Source organism: Polyangium sp. y55x31 (assembly GCF_029946505.1).
In the GTDB taxonomy this organism is placed as follows: Bacteria; Myxococcota_A; Polyangia; order Polyangiales; family Polyangiaceae; genus Polyangium.
Genome location: NZ_JARZHG010000026.1, coordinates 62,410 through 83,596, shown reverse-complemented (window position 1 = coordinate 83,596; position 21,187 = coordinate 62,410). Strand labels below are relative to the sequence as shown.

18 protein-coding genes are annotated in these 21,187 nt (G+C 69.1%); 10 read left to right on the top strand and 8 right to left on the bottom strand.

Annotated elements, in window-relative coordinates; translation table 11 throughout:
* Nucleotides 1-30 precede the first annotated feature (30 nt).
* From QHF84_RS34005 to QHF84_RS33995, 3 genes are all read left to right on the top strand, one after another.
* Nucleotides 31-705, top strand: coding sequence for a hypothetical protein (locus QHF84_RS34005; protein ID WP_281317670.1), 675 nt, complete (start codon nt 31-33; stop codon nt 703-705).
* 82 nt (nt 706-787) lie between these two features.
* Nucleotides 788-1,186, top strand: a complete 399-nt coding sequence (locus tag QHF84_RS34000) for an STAS/SEC14 domain-containing protein (protein ID WP_281317669.1) — start codon at nt 788-790, stop codon at nt 1,184-1,186.
* Nucleotides 1,187-1,198: 12 nt separating this feature from the next.
* Nucleotides 1,199-2,203 (top strand): glycosyltransferase, encoded by a 1,005-nt coding sequence (locus QHF84_RS33995; protein WP_281317668.1) that lies wholly within the window; start codon nt 1,199-1,201, stop codon nt 2,201-2,203.
* A gap of 4 nt (nt 2,204-2,207) precedes the next feature.
* On the opposite strand, the gene QHF84_RS33990 is transcribed toward QHF84_RS33995, so the two are convergent.
* From QHF84_RS33990 to QHF84_RS33975, 4 genes are all read right to left on the bottom strand, one after another.
* Nucleotides 2,208-3,305, bottom strand: a complete 1,098-nt coding sequence (locus QHF84_RS33990; RefSeq protein WP_281317667.1) for a DUF2786 domain-containing protein — start codon at nt 3,303-3,305, stop codon at nt 2,208-2,210.
* Nucleotides 3,306-3,354: 49 nt separating this feature from the next.
* The gene (locus QHF84_RS33985; RefSeq protein WP_281317666.1) at nt 3,355-4,692 is read right to left on the bottom strand and encodes a radical SAM protein; all 1,338 of its coding nucleotides are present in this window, start codon (nt 4,690-4,692) and stop codon (nt 3,355-3,357) included.
* Nucleotides 4,679-5,779: an aminopeptidase gene (locus QHF84_RS33980; RefSeq protein ID WP_281317665.1), complete on the bottom strand. Its 1,101-nt coding sequence runs from the start codon at nt 5,777-5,779 to the stop codon at nt 4,679-4,681. The genes QHF84_RS33985 and QHF84_RS33980 overlap by 14 nt, the downstream gene beginning before the upstream one ends.
* Nucleotides 5,780-5,883: 104 nt before the next feature.
* Nucleotides 5,884-6,072 carry a hypothetical protein gene (locus QHF84_RS33975; RefSeq protein WP_281317664.1) on the bottom strand — a complete coding sequence of 63 codons (189 nt, stop codon included), beginning with the start codon at nt 6,070-6,072 and terminating at the stop codon, nt 5,884-5,886.
* A 464-nt stretch (nt 6,073-6,536) separates the two neighbouring features.
* On the opposite strand from QHF84_RS33975, the gene QHF84_RS33970 reads away from it, so the two are divergent.
* The 4 genes from QHF84_RS33970 (at nt 6,537) to QHF84_RS33955 (ending at nt 13,034) form a co-directional block, all read left to right on the top strand.
* Nucleotides 6,537-8,510: a sulfatase-like hydrolase/transferase gene (locus QHF84_RS33970; RefSeq protein ID WP_281317663.1), complete on the top strand. Its 1,974-nt coding sequence runs from the start codon at nt 6,537-6,539 to the stop codon at nt 8,508-8,510.
* Between the two features lie 13 nt (nt 8,511-8,523).
* Complete coding sequence (locus tag QHF84_RS33965) at nt 8,524-10,524, top strand: sulfatase-like hydrolase/transferase (RefSeq protein WP_281317662.1); 2,001 nt, start codon at nt 8,524-8,526, stop codon at nt 10,522-10,524.
* A gap of 35 nt (nt 10,525-10,559) precedes the next feature.
* Nucleotides 10,560-11,747: a formimidoylglutamate deiminase gene (locus tag QHF84_RS33960; RefSeq protein WP_281317661.1), complete on the top strand. Its 1,188-nt coding sequence runs from the start codon at nt 10,560-10,562 to the stop codon at nt 11,745-11,747.
* Between the two features lie 372 nt (nt 11,748-12,119).
* Nucleotides 12,120-13,034, top strand: coding sequence for a zinc metalloprotease (locus tag QHF84_RS33955; RefSeq protein WP_281317660.1), 915 nt, complete (start codon nt 12,120-12,122; stop codon nt 13,032-13,034).
* A gap of 83 nt (nt 13,035-13,117) precedes the next feature.
* On the opposite strand, the gene QHF84_RS33950 is transcribed toward QHF84_RS33955, so the two are convergent.
* Both QHF84_RS33950 and QHF84_RS33945 read right to left on the bottom strand, forming a co-directional pair.
* Nucleotides 13,118-15,349, bottom strand: a complete 2,232-nt coding sequence (locus QHF84_RS33950; protein ID WP_281317659.1) for a tetratricopeptide repeat protein — start codon at nt 15,347-15,349, stop codon at nt 13,118-13,120.
* Between the two features lies 1 nt (nt 15,350).
* A complete protein-coding gene (locus QHF84_RS33945) occupies nt 15,351-16,169 on the bottom strand; it encodes an SDR family oxidoreductase (protein ID WP_281317658.1) in 819 nt (272 codons plus the stop codon).
* Between the two features lie 97 nt (nt 16,170-16,266).
* Here QHF84_RS33945 and QHF84_RS33940 point away from each other — a divergent pair, with 97 nt between their 5' ends.
* Genes QHF84_RS33940 through QHF84_RS33930 form a run of 3 tightly spaced genes read left to right on the top strand, consistent with a single transcriptional unit; the run spans nt 16,267 to nt 19,947 of the window.
* Nucleotides 16,267-17,031, top strand: coding sequence for a ribonuclease H (locus QHF84_RS33940; RefSeq protein WP_281317657.1), 765 nt, complete (start codon nt 16,267-16,269; stop codon nt 17,029-17,031).
* Nucleotides 17,032-17,040: 9 nt separating this feature from the next.
* Nucleotides 17,041-18,597: a 2,3-bisphosphoglycerate-independent phosphoglycerate mutase gene (locus tag QHF84_RS33935; RefSeq protein ID WP_281317656.1), complete on the top strand. Its 1,557-nt coding sequence runs from the start codon at nt 17,041-17,043 to the stop codon at nt 18,595-18,597.
* 9 nt (nt 18,598-18,606) lie between these two features.
* On the top strand, nt 18,607-19,947 hold the full coding sequence (locus QHF84_RS33930) for a serine/threonine-protein kinase (RefSeq protein ID WP_281317655.1): 1,341 nt from the start codon (nt 18,607-18,609) through the stop codon (nt 19,945-19,947).
* Here QHF84_RS33930 and QHF84_RS33925 read toward each other — a convergent pair.
* Nucleotides 19,939-20,304: a YkgJ family cysteine cluster protein gene (locus QHF84_RS33925; protein ID WP_281317654.1), complete on the bottom strand. Its 366-nt coding sequence runs from the start codon at nt 20,302-20,304 to the stop codon at nt 19,939-19,941. The two genes, QHF84_RS33930 and QHF84_RS33925, sit on opposite strands and share 9 nt — an antisense overlap.
* A gap of 12 nt (nt 20,305-20,316) precedes the next feature.
* Nucleotides 20,317-21,180 (bottom strand): hypothetical protein, encoded by an 864-nt coding sequence (locus tag QHF84_RS33920; RefSeq protein WP_281317653.1) that lies wholly within the window; start codon nt 21,178-21,180, stop codon nt 20,317-20,319.
* Between the last annotated feature and the right edge of the window lie 7 nt (nt 21,181-21,187).

Here is a 21,187-nt window from a genome sequence, read left to right as displayed (position 1 = left end):
CTCCGGCTCCCTCGAGCCTTCGCGCTCGTCGTGCTCACCGCATGCACGAGCGCGCAGGCGCCCTCGGAGCCTCCCAAGAGAGAACTCGCGGCATCCACGGCGAGCGTCACGGCGGCGCCGCCGCCCGCCCCTGCGGCTCCGGTTGCAGACGGCGGCGCGGCGGACGCGGAGGCGCCGCCCGCGGATGCGTCGGCTGGCGACGCGGCGACGGCCGAGGTCTCGGACGCGGGCAGCGACGCGGCCGAGGCCGCGGTGCCTTACGTGGCGGACAACAAGGTGCTGCCGCCGAAGGACAGCGAGGAGCTGCAAAAGCGCGCGGCTGCGCTCTTCGACGCGATCACGTCGGACGATCCGGCGCGCGGCGAGTCGTTCTGGTTCCCGAAGGAGCCCTTCATCCCGCTGAAGGACGTGAAGGGCCCCGACAAGTACTGGGAGCAGCTCCACCGGACCTACGCGCGCGACATCCACGCCTTGCACAAGAAGCGCAAGTCCTGGGAGGGCGCGACGTTCGAGGGCTTCGAGCTCGGCTCCACGCCGAAGTGGGTGCCGCCCGGCGACGAGGGCAACAAGATCGGCTACTACCGGACCTTCCGCGGAAAGCTCCGCTACCGGATCGGCGAGAAGACGGAGTCGCTCGAGGTGCGCGTGCTCATTTCCTGGCAGGGCCGCTGGTACATCACGCACCTGAGCAAGTTCAAGAAGTGAGCCGCGCCGGAGCGTGCACAGCGCACGTTCCGGGCGGGCACGGGGGCGTGGTATGGTCGCGCTCGCTCCCGGAGCTCCGTGCATGTTCCAGATCAAGCTCGACAAGCTGAACTCGCAGATCGAGTTCTCGCTCGAAGGGCTCGTGCAGCTCGACGAGATGAAGCAGTTCGTCGCGGAGCTGCGCCGCTCGGCCGTGACGCTGACCGGCTCCGAGCTCAAGGTCTTCGCCGACATGCGGAAGTTCCGGCCCGCATCACCCGACGTGGTCGAGGTGGTCCGCGAGGTGCAGGAGTTCGCGAAGACCATGGGCGTGCGGCGCATGGCGAGCGTGCTCGAGAGCGAGGTGCTCGCGCTCCACATGAGCCGCCTCGCCCGCGAGACGGGCGCGGACAAGTTCATCCGCCGCTTCACGGACGAGCAAGAAGCGCGCGAGTGGCTCGTGAACAGCGAGTCGTTGCGGAAGAGCCGCAGGCTGCCATAGCTCTGCCCTTCCGTGTCGCCGCTCGTCTCCGTCCTGATCCCCTATCGAAACGCGGAGAGCACGCTGGAAGAGGCGCTCGCGGGCATCCTCGCCGAGCGTGAAGTGCCGATCGAGGTCCTCGCCGTCGATGACGGCTCGACCGATGGTGGCCCGGCGATCGCTTCGCGCCTCGCGGCGAAAGATCCGCGCGTCGTGCCGCTTCACACGGGCGGCGTGGGCATCGCGCGTGCGCTCGCCTGCGCGCATGCGGCCTCTCGCGCGCCCTTCCTCGCGCGCATGGACGCGGACGACGTCTCGCTGCCAGAGCGGCTGAGGCTACAGGTCGACGCGCTTCGCAAGGACGACCGGCTCGGCGTCGTGGGGACACGCGTCGAGCCCTTCCCCGATGAGGCGGTCGGCGAGGGGCTCGCGCGGTACGTGGCGTGGCAAAACGCGATCGTCACGCCCGAGGATCACGACCGCGAGATCTTCGTCGAGGCACCGCTCTGCCATCCCTCCGTGATGTTGCGGCGCGAGGCGTTCGAGGCCGTGGGCGCGTTCCGCGACGTGCACTGGCCCGAGGACTACGACCTCTGGCTGCGGCTCCACGCCGCGGGCTACGGGCTCGCCAAGGTGGAGCGAACGCTCCTTCGATGGCGCCATCACCCGGGCCGCGCGACGTTCCGCGACGGTCGTTACGCGATCGTACGATTCATCGAGGCGAAGGCGCACTACCTCGCGCCGCGCCTCACGCGGGATTCGCGTGGGCTCGTGGTGTGGGGCGCGGGTCCGACGGGGCGCAAGCTCGCGCGCGCGCTCGCGGCCGAAGGCGCGAAGGCCGCGGCGTTCGTGGACATCGATCCGAAGAAGATCGGCCGCACCGCACGCGGGGCGCCGATCGTGCCTGCGGCGTCCCTCGATCCATCGCGGCACTTCGTGCTCGTGGCCGTCGGCGCGCGCGGCGCGCGTGACTTGATCCGAACGGATCTCGCGGCGCTCGGGTTCGTCGAGCGACGCGACTTCTTCTGCTGCTCCTGATCGCCTACGACTTCCCCGGCAGAAGCCGGATCCCTCCGCTCGGCCCCTGTCCCACCGGCTTGTGCAGCACGATGCGCCGGCCCGCCGCGCGCCCCTCGGCGTGCGCCTCGCTGCGCGGCCCGCCTGCGTACTTCACGTGCTGGATGCGCGGATGTCGCTGCCGGTAGTACCGCCCGAGATCCGCGTCCTTCACCCACACGAGCCCCTCGCTCGTGTTGACCTCGCGTTGCGCCCCGAGCTTCTCGTCGAACCCCGCCATCACGCCCGCCACGAACGTGCGCCGATCGCGGTTGCCGCCGAGCCCCTTCGCCTTCTTGTGCGCGTTCCAGAGCTGCTCGGCCGTGCGCGTGAGGAACGCGTACACGTAGCTCGCCATCTCCAGGTTCGCGTGTGAGCCGCAGATCTCCAGCACGCTCCCGCGCTTGCCTTCGAGCGGCCGGTAGACCGGCACCCAGATGACCTCCACGAAGAAGTGCTTGCCGAGGATCGACGCGAGTCGCCGCTCGGCCTCGGTCACGCGGCCCGTGGGCTTGCCGAGGTGGCGGAAGCCGTAGCCCTGCGCCGTCCGCTCCGCGACGTTGTCGATGTTGTACTTCAGCATCAAGCGCTGCGCGGCGTTCATCGCGGCTTGCGCCTCGTTCACGTTCGCGCTCTCCGCGAGCGCGAGCAGCTTCGCGATCCGCTCGAGCACACGCGCCTCGCCCGGGTCCGCGTCTTTTGCCTCCGGCAGCCCCGAGGCGTGCGCGTCGATCCCGAGCCGCTGGCACACGCCGCGGAAGGCCGGCCCGTGCGCCTGCTCGCTCGTCTGACCGAGCACCTCGTGCACGTACTGATGCGCCATCTCGTGCTTCAGCACCTCGACCACGATCCCCCAGGGCCGATCGATCACGAGGCGCCGGCCGATCTCGATGCAGCGCGTCTCCCGGTGCCAGCGACCGAGGTAGCGCTCGGCGTCGCCGAGCTCGATCGTCGGGATCTTCAGCGCGCGCCGGAAATACGTGGCGTTCAGGTCCTGGTACGTCGAGCGCAACTCGCGCAGGAGCGCGGTCTCGAGCTCCAGGGTGAGGCGCGCGTGCTCGCTGGGCCCTTGGGACGTCGACATCGTGGATCAGCTCCCAAGCAGGTTTTACTCCAGCCTGCAAGGGGACGCGTCAGAGGATCCGCATGCCCTGGAGGTGCGCGTGGATATCGAGGCGCGCTTGCATGTTGTATTTGTGATCGGGGCAAGCCGGGTGCCCCTCGTACCAGTGCTTTGGGCAGGCGCCGCCGCAGATCCCGAAAATGGCGCACTGGTGGCAGGGGAAGCGTTTTTCGCGCACGTGCTCCGTGAAGAGGGCGAGCGAGCCGCGCCTTCGCGGCTGCGTCGCCGGCATGTCGAGACGACCGAGCGCGTCCTCTCGTTCGTGTCGCGGCACGAGCGGATGCTCGGTGCAGGCGAAGACGGAGCCCGTGCTGCTGATGACCTCGTCCGTCGTCCGCATCGCGACACACGTGACGGGCCTCGGTTTGGCCGGGACCACGGGAAAACGAAGGCCGAGGCGGAGCATCTGCACCATCCACGACACCTTCAGGTCCGCGAACAGCTCTTTCTCCAGCTCGATCGCGGAGACATCGTTCGACCACGCGTACACGGCCTGGAGGTCGAAGCTCACGTTCGGGCGATCGAAGCCGAGGCGCTTCATTTCGTCGAGGTAGGCCCCGACGAACTCCGCGTTCCGGTTGTCGATGTTCGTCCGCAGCCGCCACGCGAGGCCCGCGAGGGCGGGTTCGTCGAGCGCCGCGCGGATGATGTCGGTGATCGCGCGGAAGCTCGCGCGGCCATTCAGCAGCGGGCGGTGGCGATCGTGCGTCGCGGCGGGACCGTCGAGCGTCACGTCGAGCGAGCGCAATCGAGCGCGCGTGTGCAAGGCGCGCAGGCGCTCGAGGGAGAGGAGCGTGCCGTTCGTCGCCATGTACGAGGCGTAATCGATCGCGCGCACGTCGGCGGCGGGGACGACGGCGTCGCTGATGCGCAGGATGGCCTTGTATCCCGTCATCGGCTCCGCGCCGAACCAGGTCACGCGAATGCCCCGAAGGCCAGGGCGATCGATCGCGGCGACGATCCGCGCGATGGTCGCGCGTTCGCCTTCTTCTCCAAGGCCGCCGCGCTGGTGCGTTTGCCCGCAATAATCGCAGCCCATGTTGCAATACGACGAGGGGATCAGCGTGAACGTCGCCGTGGACGTGTCGGTCGTGGCGCGCTGGTTTCTCGCGACGAGCGCTTCGAGTTCGTCCTGCTCGGCCGGCACCAGGATTTCCGCCGCGCAGAGCTCGCCGAGCAGGGCCTCGTTCGTCGCGGGGACCTTCCCGGCATGCAGATCTCGACCGACCTCGTCCGGTACATAAAGGAGTTTGCCCGTCCGCCCGCTCAGGACGAGGCGCGACGAGGCGCCTCCCGGAGGCGCATACGCGTGCTCGCTGACCGTGAGGTAATGGCTAACCTTTTCCATGCACGCCTTCCGTGTCCTCCCCGTGCGTGTCCGAGGGATGCGGCGCGTCCGTCGGGACGAGCGAGCCGCGATCGAAGACGCCGTGGCCGTCGATGAGGACACGCGCGTCGTCGAAGACGAGGTCGAGGTGCCGCAGAGCCTGGAATGCGACGCGGCCGGGCTGGCCGTGCTCGCCGAACCCGATATGCACGCCGGGATGGCGCTCGTTGAGGTGCGAGTTCATCGGGATGAACCGGGTGATCCCGACGTTCGTCCCGAACCCGAGCTCGCCCACGTTGCGCGACGCGACGTCGGCGAAGACCTCCGCGAGCAGGGCAAGGACCCTCGGATCGTCGCAATGGTACGACGCCATCTTGCCGTCCTCGATCTCGATGACGACCGGGCTCTCGGCGAGGCGCGCGTCGATTTCGGTGGGAAAATTGTAGTTGAATGCGCCGTCGGCGACGAGCCGACCGCGGATGGTCGCAGGAAATGTGTTCACCTCGCCCGCGGGCAGGACCAGAATTTCGCCCGGACCCGGCGTGCCGTGGTTGCTCATCCAGCGATAACGCAAGGGATCGAGCGTGATTTCGAGATCGGTGCCTCCCTTCGACGTGATCCGCAGGCGGCTCGCGCCGCCGAGCTTGTGGAGCGCCTCGGCATTGATGCGGCGTTGATCGAGGGCCGAGACCTGGAAGCCGAGCTCGAAGAGATCGGAAGTGCAGTTGACGAGGCGATGCACCGACACGCGCTCGCGGTCCGCGGCGATCGCGCGGCGGAGCACGCGGCTGAACGAGACCGTCGAGAGCTCGCAGACGATGACCGTGGTGCGCTCGACGCTCGACGCCGCGCGCAGGCGCGCGAGGCTCCGCGTGAGGTCCTCCTCGAATCGCGCGTCGTCGCGGTGCGCGAAGCCGAAGGCCGCGAGGGGAATGTCGTTCAGCTCGAGCGCCGCTCCGATCCACGCGCCCGCCTCGGCGCAGGCCGCGTGGACGGCAAGCACCACGCCCGTGCGCTGGTCGACGCGCGCATACCCATCGAGAAAGATGTCCACGCCTCGCATCGCGAGGTCCGAGAGGTCGCCGCCCCTCGTCGCATTCGTGTGCATGCCGCTCCTCCTTTCATTGGTCGCAGAGGCCCGCGGGGCCGGGCGCGCCGCATTTCGACGGCGCGCCCGACCTCGCGGAGCGGATCGGGCGGTCTACGCCTCGCTCACTGCTCCTTCACCGTGCAACCGAAGTTGATCGACCAATCCGGGACCTCGGTCACGGAGGTCGTGCCCGCGAGGCGGCCCGACATCGAGAGCTCCCTGCGCTCGGCGTCGCTGAGCTGCGGGACCAGGCTGTTGATGACCGCCTTGCGCTCGTCGGACGAGAGGGCGCTGAGCTTCTTGAGAGCCATGGAATGCCTCCTGACTGGAATGATGGGGAGATGCCACGCTGAAAGCGGCTGCCGGCGTCGCCGCAATCAACCATATCGACCATTGCATTTCATTTCGGCATACGCAACGAATAAATCCAAAATCGCATCGGACATTCATCGTCATAGCAAAGGCACGCGACGCGCGGCGCAATGCAATACGCGCAATCGCGGGAATGAAATGAGGATCCGCCCCTGCGGTCCCTCGGCCGGGCGGGGCCTTTGCCACGCCGCGGCGCACGCGCGCCCCCGCCCTCACGAAACGTCGCGGCGTCACCGATTTTTCTTGCGAGCGAGGCGCAGGTATGGCTGTGCGAGGGCGCACGCCGGAAGCGCGGATTTCACGCCGCCCGCCGCCGCGGTTCTCCAGGGTCGACCACGGCTCTGCCCCGCCGCCCGACACGATCATGTCACCAACTCGTCGCCGAGCCGTGTTCTGGGCTAAGATGGCGACCTCTGTGTCCGCGACGAACTACCCCCTCGATCCCAGCGCGGAAGGCGCCCGGACGAGCGAGCCCGCGTCCCTCGCGCCGAAGAGCCAGAAGCTTCGGCGCCTGGCCCGCGCGCGGCGCTGCATCGCCTGGCTCGTGCTCCTCGCCCCGGTCGTGCTCGTGCTCGCCGTCGACATCGGGATCCGCGGCGGACGTCTGCTCGATCTGCGCGGCAAGCACGTGGCGAGTTACGCCGGCGCGCTCGTCGAGAGCGCCGTGCTCTGGGGGCTCCTGCTCTACTCCGCGTCCTCGCGGCGCGGCGCCGTTCGCTGGATCTCGGCCTCCCTCTTCATTCTCCTCGCGACGGTCACGCTCGGCGTCCAGATCTACTTCCAGCGCTGCTACTCGACGTACGTGAACCTCGACGCGTTGCTCTTCGCGACGTCGTTCTCGGAGAGCGTCGTCGGGCACCTGCGCGCCGACGGAGGGAACCTCGTCTCCGCGATCACGCCGCCGCTCGTCTGCGCCGCCGCGCTCGTCGTCGCGGCGCGCAGGTTCGTGCGCCCCCGTCAGACGCGCAGCGGCCGCGCGGCGCGGATCCTCGCGCCGCTCGCGATCGTCTTCGGCTTCGTGATCCCCTGCTCCTACCGCACCGTGCAGGCCTCGACGCCGGACGTGATCTACCTGCACGCGATGGGCGGCGTGATCAAGCAGATCACCGGCCTCCGGCCGCCCGAGCACGTCCGCCCCGGGCTGCGTACGAAGCCGGTGCTCCCGCGCGCGACGGCGGTCCCGAGCGGCGCGCGCGTGACGCGTCCGAACGTCCTTTTCGTCATCACCGAGAGCGTGCGCGCCGACGCGCACTGCACGGCGCCGACCGACGATTGCCCCTTCTCACCGGCGACGAATGCTGCGGCGCGCAAGCGCTTCCCGCTGCTCCAGATGCGCTCGAACGCCTCGACCACCGCGATCTCGCTCGCGGTGCTCTGGTCGGGCCTGCCGCCGACGGCCTCGCGCGAGGACCTGCACGGCTATCCGCTGCTCTTCGATTACGCGAACGCGGCCGGGTACGACACGGCGTACTGGACCAGCCACCACATGATGTTCGCGAACTCGCGCCTCTACGTGCAGGACCTGCCGACCTCGCACCAGACCGGCGCGACCGACCTCGATCCGCTCGCCGACATGGATCTCGGCGCGCGCGACGAGCTGCTCACCGAGCGCATCCGCAAGGACATCCGCGAGATGCGCGAGCCATTTTTCGCCGTCGCCCACTACGGCAACACGCACATCCCCTACCGCATCGATCCCGAGCACGCCCCGTTCCAGCCCGCGCAGGACAGCAAGGCGCCCGAGGACAACGAGGCGTACCGCAACTACTACCTCGACGCGGTGCACCTGCAGGACCGCACGATCGGCGAGATGCTGCGGTTCGTCCGGGAACAGCCGTTCGGCGAGCGCACGATCGTGGTGTTCACCTCGGACCACGGCGAGTCGTTCCGCGAGCACGGGCAGCTCGGGCACACGGGCGCGGTGCTCGACGAGGAGATCCACGTGCCGGCCTGGATCGACGCGCCCGAGGGCACGCTCACCGAGGTCGAGGCGGCCGCGCTCGCGTCGCACCGCGAGTCCATCCTGTTCCACACGGACCTCACGCCCACGATCCTCGACATGCTCGGCCTCGAGCGTGAGGCGGGCTTCTCGCGCTGGTACGGCGCCATGATCGGCAAGAGCCTGCTCGGGCCGATCGAGCGGACGGAGCCGGTTCCGCTCACGAACTGCTCGGGCGTGTGGGGCTGCGCGTTCCGCAACTGGGGCATGATGCGAGGGAACTTGAAGCTCGAAGCGCGCGAGTGGGACACGGCGTGGCATTGCTACGACGTGCTCGCCGATCCGAAGGAGCTCCGTGATCTCGGCGCGGCGGCGTGCGGCGACATGGCCGCGCGCGCGGAGGCCCTGCACGGAGGGCTGCCGGGCCTCGTGAAGTGAACGAATCAAAGACGTGAGTGAAGTGACGGAAGGAAGCCCTGGGCCCGCCGCGACCACGGCGACGACGAACCCCGGCAAACGCAAGACGAAGCGAGCGCTCGGACCCGCGGGGCAGCGGCGCAAGCGGCTTCGTCGGCGGCGCAGGTGGATCGGGTTTCTGGCGCTCGTCACGCCGATGCTCTGGGTGCTCGTCACAGATCTCTTGCGCCGGCACGATCACCTCCTGCGGCTCGATCGATGGCATCGGCTCGGCTACCTCGGGGGCCTCTTCGAGAGCTTCGTTTTCTGGGCCGTCCTGCTCTACGTGGCGGCGCGCGCGCGCGGGATCTTCCGTACCGCCGTGGGCGGGCTCTTCGTCCTGCTCTTCTCGGTCGCGCTCGGCATCGAGGGCGCCTTCCACAGGCAGTGGAACACGTACCTCACGCTCGACGGGCAGATCCATTCGAAGTCCGTCGCGGACTCGCTCTACGGCTACCTCCCGCTCACGCGCCCGGCCCTGCTCTTCGAGGTCCTGCTCGCGATCGCGGCCTCGATCGGGATGCTCGCCTTCGCGCGTCGATTCGTACGACCTCGTAGGATCCCGCGCCTCGTCGCGCCGATCCTCGTCCCGGCCGTGCTCGTCCTCGCGGTGAAGACGCCCGTCAGCTACCGCGTCGTCATGTCGTCGCCGCCGGATCTCCTCTACTTCCACGGCGTCACCGCGATGGTGAAGGAGAACCTCGACATCACGAACGACTCGCCCGATCTGCGCGTCGAACGCAGGCGCCCCGAGCCCGTGCCCAAGCTCTCCTCGCGCCCGAAGCGGCCGCGCAACGTGCTGCTCGTGCTCCAGGAGAGCCAGCGCGCCGACGTCACGTGCGTCGCCTACGACCCCGCGGGCGACTGCGCCACGCCCTTCTCGAACGAGGCCGTGCCGAATCGCATGCCCCTGCACGAGATGCACGCGCACGACTCGACCACGGCGATCTCCATCTCGAACATCTGGTCCGGCGTGCGCCCGACCGAGCCGCGCGCCGTCCTGCACTCGGTGCCGCTGCTCTGGGAGTACGCGGCCGCGGCGGGCTGGGACACCGCGTACTGGACGAGCCAGAACCTCATCTTCGGCAACGCGCGCCTCTACGTACAGGACATCCCCGCGAGCCACTTCGCCGTCGCGACGCACCTCGACACGATGGCCGACCTCGACGCGGGCGCTTACGACTCGCTGCTCACCGAGCGCGTGCTCGAGGAGTTCGGCGAGCTCGAAGAGCCCTTCTTCGCCGTCGTGCACTACTCGAACGTGCACTATCCCTACGTCTACGACGAGAAAGACGCGCCGTTCCAGCCGGCGGCCTTCAAGAACGCGCCCGAGCTCAACGACCAGTTCCTGAACTACTACAAGAACGTCGTGTACCTGTCGGACAAGGCCGTGGGCAAGCTGCTCCGGCACGTGCGCGGGAGCGACAAGGGCGCGCGCACGGTCATCGTGTACACGTCCGATCACGGCGAGTCGTTCCGCGAGCACTGGCAGATGGGGCACACGAGCTCGCTCTACGAAGAGGAGATCCGCGTGCCGACGTGGATCGACGCGCCCGAGGGCACGCTCGCGCCGGAAGAAGAGGCGAGCATCCGCGCCGCCGAGCACGCGTACGTCTATCACCTCGATCTCGCGCCCACGTTCCTCGATCTCTTCGGCCTCTGGGACGACCCTGCGCTCGTGCCTTTCCGGCGCCGCATGATCGGCCACCCGCTCACGCGGCCCGAGCGCACGATCGAGCCCGTGCCGCTCACGAATTGCACGGGCGTGTGGGAGTGCGCGTTCCGCAACTGGGGCGCAATGCAGGGTCCGCTCAAGGTGCAGGCGCGCGAGTGGGACGGCGAGTACCACTGCTTCGATCTGCGCACCGATCCCGACGAGGAGAAGAACCTCGGCGAGGCCGCGTGTGGATCGCTGCCGCTCTTCGCCCGCGCGCTCTACCATGTGATGCCGAACGCCACCCCGCCGGGACGCCCCAAGGTCAACTGGGGCAAGTGAATCGCGGCGCGCGTGACGTTCACGACGAGGCGCTCATGAACGAGACGTTTTTCCTGCCCGCCCTTGCGACCGCGCATTCCCACGCCTTCCAGCGCGCGATGCGGGGCGACGCGCAACGACCCACTCCACCGCTGGGGGCTACGCTCGGACAAGCCGAGCTACGCCCCCAGACCCCCGGCCCTACGGCCACGGACGATTTCTGGTCCTGGCGGACGTCGATGTACGCGCTCGCGGACACGCTCACGCCGGAGAGCATCCACGCGATCGCGCGCGTGGCGTATCGCGAGCTCTACCGCGCCGGCGTGCGCACCGTGGGCGAGTTCCACTACGTGCATCACCAGCCGGGCGGCGCGCCGTACGAGGATCGCACGGTCCTCGCCGATCAGGTGATCCGCGCGGCGAAGGCCGAGGGCCTGCGCATCGCGCTGCTCCGCGTCATCTACACGCGCGCGGGCGCGGGGCGGCCTCCCGAGGGCGCGCAACGCAGGTTTTCCGATGCGGACCTCGATCGCTCGCTCGCCGACGTCGAGACGCTCGCCGCGCGATGGGCGCAGGATCCGGACGTGCGGATCGGCGTCGCGCCGCACAGCGTGCGCGCGGTCCCGCCCGATTGGCTCGGCCCGATTGCGGCGTTCGCCGAGGCGCGGGGGATGATGCTGCACGCGCACGTGGCCGAGCAGCCCGCGGAGATCGCGGCATGCCTCGCGGAGACGGGGAAACGGTCCGTGGAGCTCCTCGCCGATCGCGGCGTGCTCTCGCCGCGCTTCGTGGCCGTACACGCGACGCACCTTTTGCCGCACGAGGCGCGGCTCCTCGGCGAGGCGGGCGCGTTCGTTTGTTTGTGCCCGACGACGGAGCGGGATCTCGGCGACGGGCTGCCGGACGTCACGGCGCTCGTCGGCGCGGGCGCCCTGCTTTGCACGGGGATCGACAGCCACGTCATGACGGCGCCGCTCGAGGATCTGCGCTGCGTGGATCTCGGCGAGCGTCTGCGCACGGGGAAACGCATCACGCTGCGCGGCAAGGACGGGGGCGGGCGGACGCCGGCGGAGGAGCTCTGGCGAATCGGCTCCGAGCTCGGGGCGCGGGCGTGTGGATTTTCGGATGCGGGGGGCGAGATCGAGGTCGACCTCGAGGCCCCGGAGCTTCTGCTCGTGCGTCGGGAACATCGGCTCGACGCCGTCGTGTACAGCGCCAACGCTGGAATATTCCGCCACCATTGATTGAATGCCGTGGTCATACGAATGACCACAGGCTGATGGCCGTCGCGTCACTGGCTCGCAATCGAACGTAACTCGATTGCATTTGCACCTAGAAGCCTGTGACTTGACCCACGACGGCGGCGTGACGATTGTCAAAACGGGACCAAATTGTCCACGGCTTCGGATATTTACACGTCCCGCCCCAGGCGGACGTAGGCTCCACCGCGTGAACGCGCCGCTTCATATTCTTGCAACCAAATTACTATTGATACCAATCCGGGTCATTACGCGTCCCGTCTGACGTCGATTTTGATTCGATTTCACTTGAATAAAACGGGGCGCACCCTGTACATTGCGTCGGTCCTTTTTTTCCGACAACCAAAGGAGAACCGCATGCGCAAGCTTCACTACACGGTCGTTCTCGGGGGTCTCTTCTCCACCTTTGCGCTGCTCGGCGCGGGCTGCAGCGCCGACTCGACCGAGATCGGCGAGGGCGTGGATGTCGGCGGCGAGACGGAAGCCGCCGGCGTGCCCGTCGTGCGCACCTGCGGCACGAAGGAGCTGACGATGGAGGAGGCGGCCAAGCTCGAAGCCGAGTTCGAGCAGCTCGCCCCGTGGAAGGACAACCTCAACATCTCCGTCGGCGCGGTCATCCCCGTCTACTGGCACGTCATCAACAAGGGCACGGGCCTCTCGAACGGCGATATCCCGCAGAGCCAGATCGACGACCAGATCAAGGTCCTCAATGCCGCGTACGCGCCCTGGGGCGTGTCGTTCAACCTCGTGAGCGTCGACCGCACGACGAACAGCACGTGGTACACGGCCGGCCCGGGCACGACAGCGGAGAAGAACATGAAGACGGCGCTCCGCCAGGGCTCGGCGGACGACCTCAACATCTACAGCTCGAACCCGGGCGGCGGCCTCCTCGGCTGGGCGACGTTCCCCTCGAGCTACACGGGCAACCCGAAGGATGACGGCGTCGTCCTCCTCTACACGTCGGTCCCCGGCGGCACCGCGGCGCCGTACAACCTCGGCGACACGGGCACGCACGAGGTCGGCCACTGGATGGGCCTCTATCACACGTTCCAGGGCGCCTGCCAGAAGACGAACGATTACGTCTCCGACACGCCGGCCGAGAAGTCGGCGGCTTACGGCTGCCCGACGGGCCGCGACACCTGCTCCACGGCGGGCGTCGACCCGATCAAGAACTTCATGGACTACACCGACGACGACTGCATGGACCACTTCACCGAGGGCCAGAGCCAGCGCATGAAGACCATGTGGGACACGTACCGCAAGGGCAAGTGATCTCGGCCTGAACGCCGGGTGAACACGAAAAACCCCGCCTCGGCGAACCGAGGCGGGGTTTCTCTTTTCGAAGAGTCCGCAGGTTACTCCGCGTTGTCTTTGGGCCCCTCGTTATAGGACCGCGGGCGATGCTTCGGATCGACGCCGCCGTGCTTCTCGCCGTTGTCGAGCGTGTCGACCGCGAGGTACGCGAGCCACGTCCCGGGGTGCTCCTCCGCGAGCGTGCGCAGGGCGTCCTCGTGCTCCTTCAGCTTTTTCTCGTCATAGAGGCACTGGAGCCCGAGCGCGATGAGCCCGATCTCGTTCGGGCCCTCGCCGAAGCCGACCTCGTAATGGGGCCACGCCTCGTCCGGGCGGTGCATGCGGCAGAGCGTGTCGCCGGTGTACACGTGCGCCATCGCCCATTTCGGCGCGAGCTCGAGCGCCTTCCGGCTCTCCGCGAGGCGCGTCTCCATGTCCCCACGCGCGCCCTTCATCACCGAAAAATTGAGGTGCGCCTTCGCCGACATCGGCACCGCGTCCTTCGTCGCCTCCCAGAACGTGAGGTCGGAGCGGTAATCCATGGCGTGCGCATAGGCCTTGACGCACTGGAACACGAAGAAGGCGAGGAAGACGGCCGGGACCACGAAGCGGAAGCGCGGGCGCTTCGAGAGGCGCTCGTGCGCGGCCGCGAACGCGACGGCGAGCACGAACGAGGTGCCGATGACCGGGAAATACCAGAATCGCTCGGCACGCACGGTCGGCAGGACAACCGGGATGTTCGAGTGCGGGAAATAACTCACGACGAGCCAAACCAGGCCCACCGCGACGAGCGCGAGCCCCGCGCGCCCGAACGGACGTGGAGCCTCCGGCGCGTCGGGCGGGACCACGCCGCGCGTGCAATCGGCGAAGAGGCCGAGCGAAATCGCGAAGATGGGCACGGCGAGGATGGCCCAGGAAAACCCGCGCAAGGTGAGCGAGATCCCGCGCGGACGGAGGTAAAAGACCTCGACGGCGACGAGCGCGGGCGCGAGCGCGAAGAGGACGGCCGCGACGACCGCGAGCCGAGGACGGCCCGGTTCGGGTGTTCCCGCGAGCCCGAGCCGAACGATTTCCTTGCGCGCCGCGCGTTCCCGGACGACGCCGACGATCCACGCCCCAATGCCCGCGAGGGGCGGGCCGATCAGGAAAAGGGCGCCGAGCACGCTCTCGGGGAAAACCAGGCGTTCGGGTGCGGGTTCCTGCGGGAACGAATAATCGCCGCTCAGGGTGCGCGGGAAAACGACCTGCACGAGGCCACGAAAGTACACGCGGAGCGCGCCGGCGACGCGGTGCGGGAAATCGATCTCGGCGAGGGGATTGTTCAGCGGATCCTTGGGCAGCGGCGCCTGGTGGAACCACAGGAGGAAGGCGCGCGCGGCCCGTGAAAGGGCCGAGGCGCCTTCGGGCAAGGGTTCGAGCAGCTCGGCCGCCGTCGGCGAGGGGAACCAACGTTTGCGCAGCTCGACGTACAGGACGAACGCAAAGGCGGAGGCGACGAGCGCGGCCGTGGTGCGGAGGATCCGCGCCGGTCGCTCGGGGTGGAAGTGCGGCGCGAAGACGAGCGCGGCGAACGGGACGAGCGGGACGCAGACGACGGCGCTCTCCTTGCTGAAGAGGCCGAAGAGGAGCGCGAAAAAGACACCCGCGGGCATGAGCCAGCCCGGCAGCGCGAGCGCGAGCACGGCGAGCAGGGCGCCCATGCCGCCGAAGACGTCGGCGATGCCGACGATGCCGCTCACGGCCTCCGTGAGAATGGCAGCGGAGACGAAGATCGCGCCGGCGAGATACGCCGTGCCCCGCCTGCGCGTGATCCGGAAAGTCACGAGCGAGAGGAGCGCGCCATTCACCGCGTGGAAGAGGACGTTGTAAAAGTGGTGGAAGAAGGGCTGCTTGGAGATGGCCCAGAGCGCGCGCCAGAGGAAATTGGGAACGGGGCGGTAGGAGCCGACGCTGCGATCCGGCGGCAAACCCCAGAAATCGCGGAAGATGGCGTCGATGTAGCGCAGGCCCCCGGTCGCATTGACGTACGGGTTCGCGAGGAGCGCTTCCTGCTCGTCGAAGATGTAATTTGTCGTGGGTGCCCGCGTATAGAGCACCATGCAGAGCAGGATGAACGGAGCGAGGACCCAGAAAAACCCGGGATCGTACCCCAGGACGTATTCGCGGCACCACGCATAGGCCGCGCGGAAAGGGTTTGTCCGGGGCGCCGGGGCGGGCGCGGGCACGGGCGCCGCGGCAGGCGCCTGCGCGGACGTTTCTCCCTCCGGGTGGGTATGAGGATCGCCGGCGCTCACGCTACGGGTCGGAGATCTGCCAGATGTCGCCCCAGAGCGAGGCGCCCCCGTCGATCGGAAACACCGCGCCCGTGATGAAATCGTTGCGCTCGCTCGCGAGGAACACGACGACCCGCGCGACCTCGTCCACGCCGCCGAGACGCTTGAGCGGCGTCGCCTTGCGCGCGACCTCGAGCATCCCATCGCCATACTGCGCGGTGCCGCTCGAACGAATCGTGCCCGGCGCGACCGCATTGACCCGGATTCCGTGCTGCGCCCACTCGACCGCGAGCGTGCGCGTGAGGTTCTCGACGCCCGCGCGCGCCGCGCCCGTGTGCGCCATGCCCGGGAAGCCGCGGACGACCATGGCCGTGACGTTGACGATGCGGCCGCGCTTCTGCGGGATCATGGCCACGTTCGCGACCTCGCGGGTCATGTAGAACGTGCCGTTCAGGTTGTTGCGGACGACGGCCTCGAAGCCCCTCGGCGAGATCTGCTCGGCCGGGCTCGGGAACTGGCCGCCCGCGTTGTTGACGAGGATGTCGACGCGGCCGAAGCGCTCCTTCGCGGCGCCGACGAACGCCTCGATCTGCGCGGGCTCACGGATGTCGCAAGGCAAACCGAGCAGGCGGCCCTCGGGCAGGCCGGCCTCGCGCAAGGCGCCGATCGCGGCTTCGATCTTCTCTGGCTTGCGTCCGCAGATGGCGACGCTCGCGCCGAGCTGGCCGAGCTCCCGCGCCACGGAGAGTCCGATGCCACTGCCGCCGCCGGTGACGATGGCTACCTGTCCCTCGAAGAGGCCAGGCGCAAAGAAGGGTCGCGCGTCTTCGTTCTCGTTCACGAAACGGGCGTGTACAACGGGCAGGGCCGGCTGTCACGGGGGCCCCATCGTCAAGACTTGCTTTCGCCGGGGCGGGGGTCTGTGCCAAGGTGCGCGCGTGCCGTGGGTACGAGCGCTCCTGCGTGGGCAAAAGGTGTACGCAAAGGCCGACGAGGCGGGCCGCCTGGTCTCGGACGGCGGTCGTGTGGAAGTTCGGTACAAGCCGAACGACGGGCGGAAATACGGAGCACGTGAGGACAACCTGAAGGTCGTCCCCGGCGAGCTCCTGCCGGATGACGCCTGTGGCGCGGCCGAGGCCGTCGAGAAAAAAGAGGGCGAGGCCAAGGGCGCGAGCGCGACGAAGTCCGCAGGGACGAGCCGCGCGAAGGCGTCGACGTCCGAGGAGCGCAAGGCCGCCGCGAAGGCCGCGCACGACGCGGCGCCGCCGCTCGCGCCCGGGCAGCTCGTCGCTTATGCGGACGGCGCTTGCACGGGGAATCCGGGGCCGGCGGGGCTCGGGGTCGTGGTCGTCGATGGGGATCGGCGCATCGAGATCAGCGAGTACCTCGGGGACGGCACGAACAACATCGCGGAGCTGACGGCCATCCTGCGCGCCGTGGGCGCCGTCGAGGACACGGGCAAGCCGCTTCTCGTTCGCACGGACAGCCAGTACGCGATCGGCGTGCTCCAGAAGGGCTGGAAGGCGAAGGCCAACACGGACCTCGTCGCCCAGGTGAAAGATGTGCTGAAGCGCAACAAAACGCGGCTCGAGTACGTCCCCGGACATTCGGGCGTGGCGCTGAACGAACGTGCGGATGAGCTGGCCCGCGAAGCGGTGCGATCGAGGCGCACGACCCGGCGAGCCATCACGAAGAGCGAGTAGAGTACACGCATGGTGGTGGAGCCGAGGCAGAAGCCCGTGGTGTTGTGCTTGCTCGACGGGCTCGGGGAGCGCGACGCGCGCGAAGGAAACGCGGTCCGGCTGGCGAAGGCCGAGGCGCTCGCGCGGCTCGCAACGCAGTTCGGAAAGACACGCCTCGTCGCGAGCGGCGAGGCCGTGGGGCTCTCCGAAGGCAAGGTCGGCTCGGGCGCGCTCGGCTACGAGGCGATCGGGACGGGCCGGACGCCGCGGCCCGCGCGCACGCGGATCGACGAGGCGATCGCCGCGAAGAAGCTCTGGCAGAACAAGGTCATCGAGCGGACGATGTGGATCGCCAACGACCGGAGCTGCCGGCTGCATCTGTTCGCGCCGATCTCCGCGGACGGCGCGCACGGGACGCTCGACCACCTGCGCACGATGGTGCGGGTGTGCGAGGCGCACGACGTGAAGGTCGTGGTGCACGCGTTCCTCGAGGAGAAGGCCGCGGCGCCGCGCAGCGCGTGGAAGCTGCTCGAGCCGCTCGCGTTCGAGCTCGAAGGCAAGGGCGTGATCGGGACGATCGCGGGGCAGTCGTACGCGATGGATCGAAGCGGGCGCTGGGACCGCGTGCAGAAGGCGTACGCGGCGATCGTGCGCGGCGAGGCGAAGACGAAGGAGACGCCCTACGAGGCGCTGCAAGCGGCGTATCAGGCGAAGCTCACGGACGGGAACGTCGAGCCGACGCGCATCGGCGAGTACGAGGGGATGGTCGGGTCGTTCATGGCCGACTTCGCTTCGGGGCAGAGCGCGGGTTGGTCGTGGTTCGGCGAGGAAGCCGGGCTCTTCTTGACGCACCGCGCGGACCGCATCGAACAGCTCGCGGCGATGCTGGTTCGTCGCGGCGTGCCGCCCGAGGTCGAGGAGTTCCTGACGGACCGGAAGAAGCCCGTGTACGCGTTCGACGAGTTCGGCTTGCTCTCGCTCGTGGGGCTCGATCCGACGTTCGAGGTGCTCGGCGCGTTCCCGGACGAACCCGCGGAGGGCACGCTCGGCGACGCGATCGCGGCGGCGGGTTTGACGCAGCTCCGGATCGCGGAGCCGGATCGGGCGCGGCACGTGGCGCACGGGTTCGACGGCGCTCGGAGGACGCGCAAACACGGCGAGGAGATCCGCGTGGTCGAGCCCGCCGAGATCGCGGTGGCGGCGGCGCGCGCGATCCGCGAAGGGAGCCACGACGTGGTGATCGTGAGCCTCGCGGCGGCCGATCACGCGGCGCACCGAGGTGATCTCGCGGCGGCGATCGAGGCGGTGGAGGCGGTGGACGCGGCCGTCGCGCAGATCGCGGCGGCGACGGAGGAGAAGGGCGGCGCGCTGTTCGTGGTGGGGACGCACGGCGGCTGCGAGGAGATGCTCGACGCGGAGGGCAAGCCGCGCGGGGGTCACACGACGAACCCGGTGCCGTTCGTCTCGACGCACCCGCGCGGAAAACTCGCGGAGGGCAAAAGCCTCGCGGACGTGGCGAAGGTGGTGCTCGATGTGCTCGGGATCGAGGCGCCGAGCGGGATGACGGGTGGCCGCTCTCCGCGTTAGAGGAACATTTTGCAGGCGCAGATAGGGCCGTACCGGGTCCGGGAGAAGCTGTCCGAGGGCGCGATCGCCACGCTCTACCGGGCCGAACACGAGCGGCTCGGGCGCGTGGCGATCGTCAAGGCGCTGAAGGGGACGCTCGCGGAAGGATCGCCGCTCGGATCGGCGCTCGGGCGCGAGGCGCGCATCCTGGCGAAGATGGGGCACGCGTCGGTGGTGCGTTGCCTCGATGTGTCGCCGGGGCTCGGCGCGACGTGGGTGGCGCTCGAAGACGTGCCGGGGCCACGTCTCTCTGCGGTGCTCGCGCGAACGAAGAAGCTGCCGCACGAGGTGGCGACGGCGATCACGCTCGGGGTCGCGTCGGGGCTCGGGCACGCGCACGCGCGTGGGATCGTGCACCGGGACGTGCGGCCGGAGGGGATCGTGCTCACGCCCGACGGGCGGAGCGTGCTCGTGGATTTCGGGGCGGCGATGGATCTGTCGGCGCCCGCCGCGCCGTCGCCGTTCGACGGGAGCGAACGACTGTCCGGGCCGGAGTACGCGGCGCCGGAGCAGATCGTGGGGGAGCCGTCGAGCCCGCGATCGGACGTGTTTTCGCTCGGGGTCGTGCTCTACGAGATGCTCGCCGGGGCGCGGCCGTGGGACGAGGGCGCGGAGGGACGGGAGGAGCTCGCGCGGCGGGTCCGGAGCCAGGAGCCTTCGCCGCTCGAGCGGCACGGCGTGGTGCTGCCGCGCGGGCTCTCGCGCATCGTGATGCGTTGCCTCGCGAAGCGGCCGGAGGATCGCTACGAGGACGGCGACGCGCTGGCCGAGGCGCTGGCCGAGGCGCTCGACGAGGCGACGCGCGAGCCGTCGCGCAAGCTCGTGACGCGGGCGCTCGCGCTGTCGTTCCTCGGCGAGGAAATCGGCGAGGAGAAGGGGCGGAGGCAGCCGAAGAAGGGGCCGCCGCCCTTGCCGCTCGGGCCGCTCGTGCAGAGGCTCGCCGTGCTGCTCGGGCTCGTGGTGGTGGGCGCGGTGATCGTGGAGGGGTTCGTGCGCGAGGAGGACGTGGCGGCCGAGCACCCGAGCGAGGCCGACACGTCGGAACGCGGGTACGTCAAGGTGCTGGCCCGGCCGTGGGCCGAGGTGCTCGTCGACGGGCGTTATGTGGACGTGACGCCGATCGGGCGTCCGATCCCGGTCGTGCCGGGCCGGCATTACGTGACGTTCAAGCACCCGAACGCGCCCGACGAGAAGAGGGAGATCCGGGTCAATGCGGGACAAACCGTATTGCTCGACGTGACGATGCGGATCGAGCGGCGCGCCGCGCCCGCCGGAGTGGACGCGGGGACGGACGCGGCGGATTCACCCTGAGCGGTTTTTCCGGACGAGCGCTTCGAGCGCGAGCAGGGGTCGCTCCGCTTTCACGGTGAGCTCGCCGAGGCACGCGGAGGTGCCGCGATCGAGGGAGCGGCAGGCGTCCGGGCGCATCGGATAGATGGAGCAGACGAAGCGGCGCGTCTCCGGGTCGGGGACGAGCGCGGCGCAATGGCCGTCCTCGATGCGCATGTAGCAACGATTGCCGAGGAACCCCGTGAGCGCGCGGGCGTCGTCATCCATGCGGTCGTAATCGACGCCGAAGACGCGGACGTACTCGGGGAGGTCGGAGAAGCAGCAGGTGCCGCAGAGCAGGCAATCGGAGGGGACGGCGGGGAGAGGGGCGGATGGCATGGGGGAAATGCGTCAGGGCTGGCAGGTGCCGGATTTGCAGGAGAGGCCGGCTTGGCAGTCATCGGGGAAGAGGCAGCCCTGTCCATCCCCGCACTTCTTGGGGCTTGCCATGTCCTGTGCGCAACTGCCACCGCAATCGGGGCCCGTCTCGTCGCCGTTCTTGATCAGGTCGTTGCAGGTCGGAGCCATGCAGACCTTGGGAGAGCCCTGGCAAGTCCCCTCCCCTTCGCAATCGACGCGCTGGACGCATTTCTGGCCGGGAGCACAGGGGAGGCAGGGGCCGCCGCAGTCGAGGTCCGTCTCGAAGGCCGGCGCGTCCAGGACACCGTTCATGCAATGGTCCGGGATGCACTTGCCCATCGGCATCGCGCAGACGCTCTCGGCGCAATCGGAGTCGCTCGTGCACTCGACGCACCGGAGGCTCTGGTCGCACAGACCCGGCCGCGTCCACTTCGTCATGCATACCCTGCCGGGATCGGGCTGCGGATTCAGCCACGCTTCACAGGCGTCCTTGAAGCAGGCATTCCCCCAGGCGTACACGTCGGCGAGGGAAGCGGCCTGCGTGATGGCGCCCGACGCGTCGCACTCTCGCTGCTTGCAATCGCCGTAGACCTGCGCGCCCACGGGTGCGCCAGGCATGGTCACCGACTGCCATTTGCACGTCGCCGCCTGGCAGGCGCCGCCGGTCCGGCATTCGTTCTCCGGGCAGTCGTCCGCGGTCGTGCACTCCGGCGCGCCGCCCGTGCCGCCCGTGCCCCCTCCCCCGCCCGTGCCGCCCGTACCGCCGGCGCCGCCCGACGCCGTCAGCTCCGGCGCGCACGCCGCCGCGAGGAGAGACATCGAAAGGCCAAGAAACCCGAAGACAAATCGATGCATCAGCGCC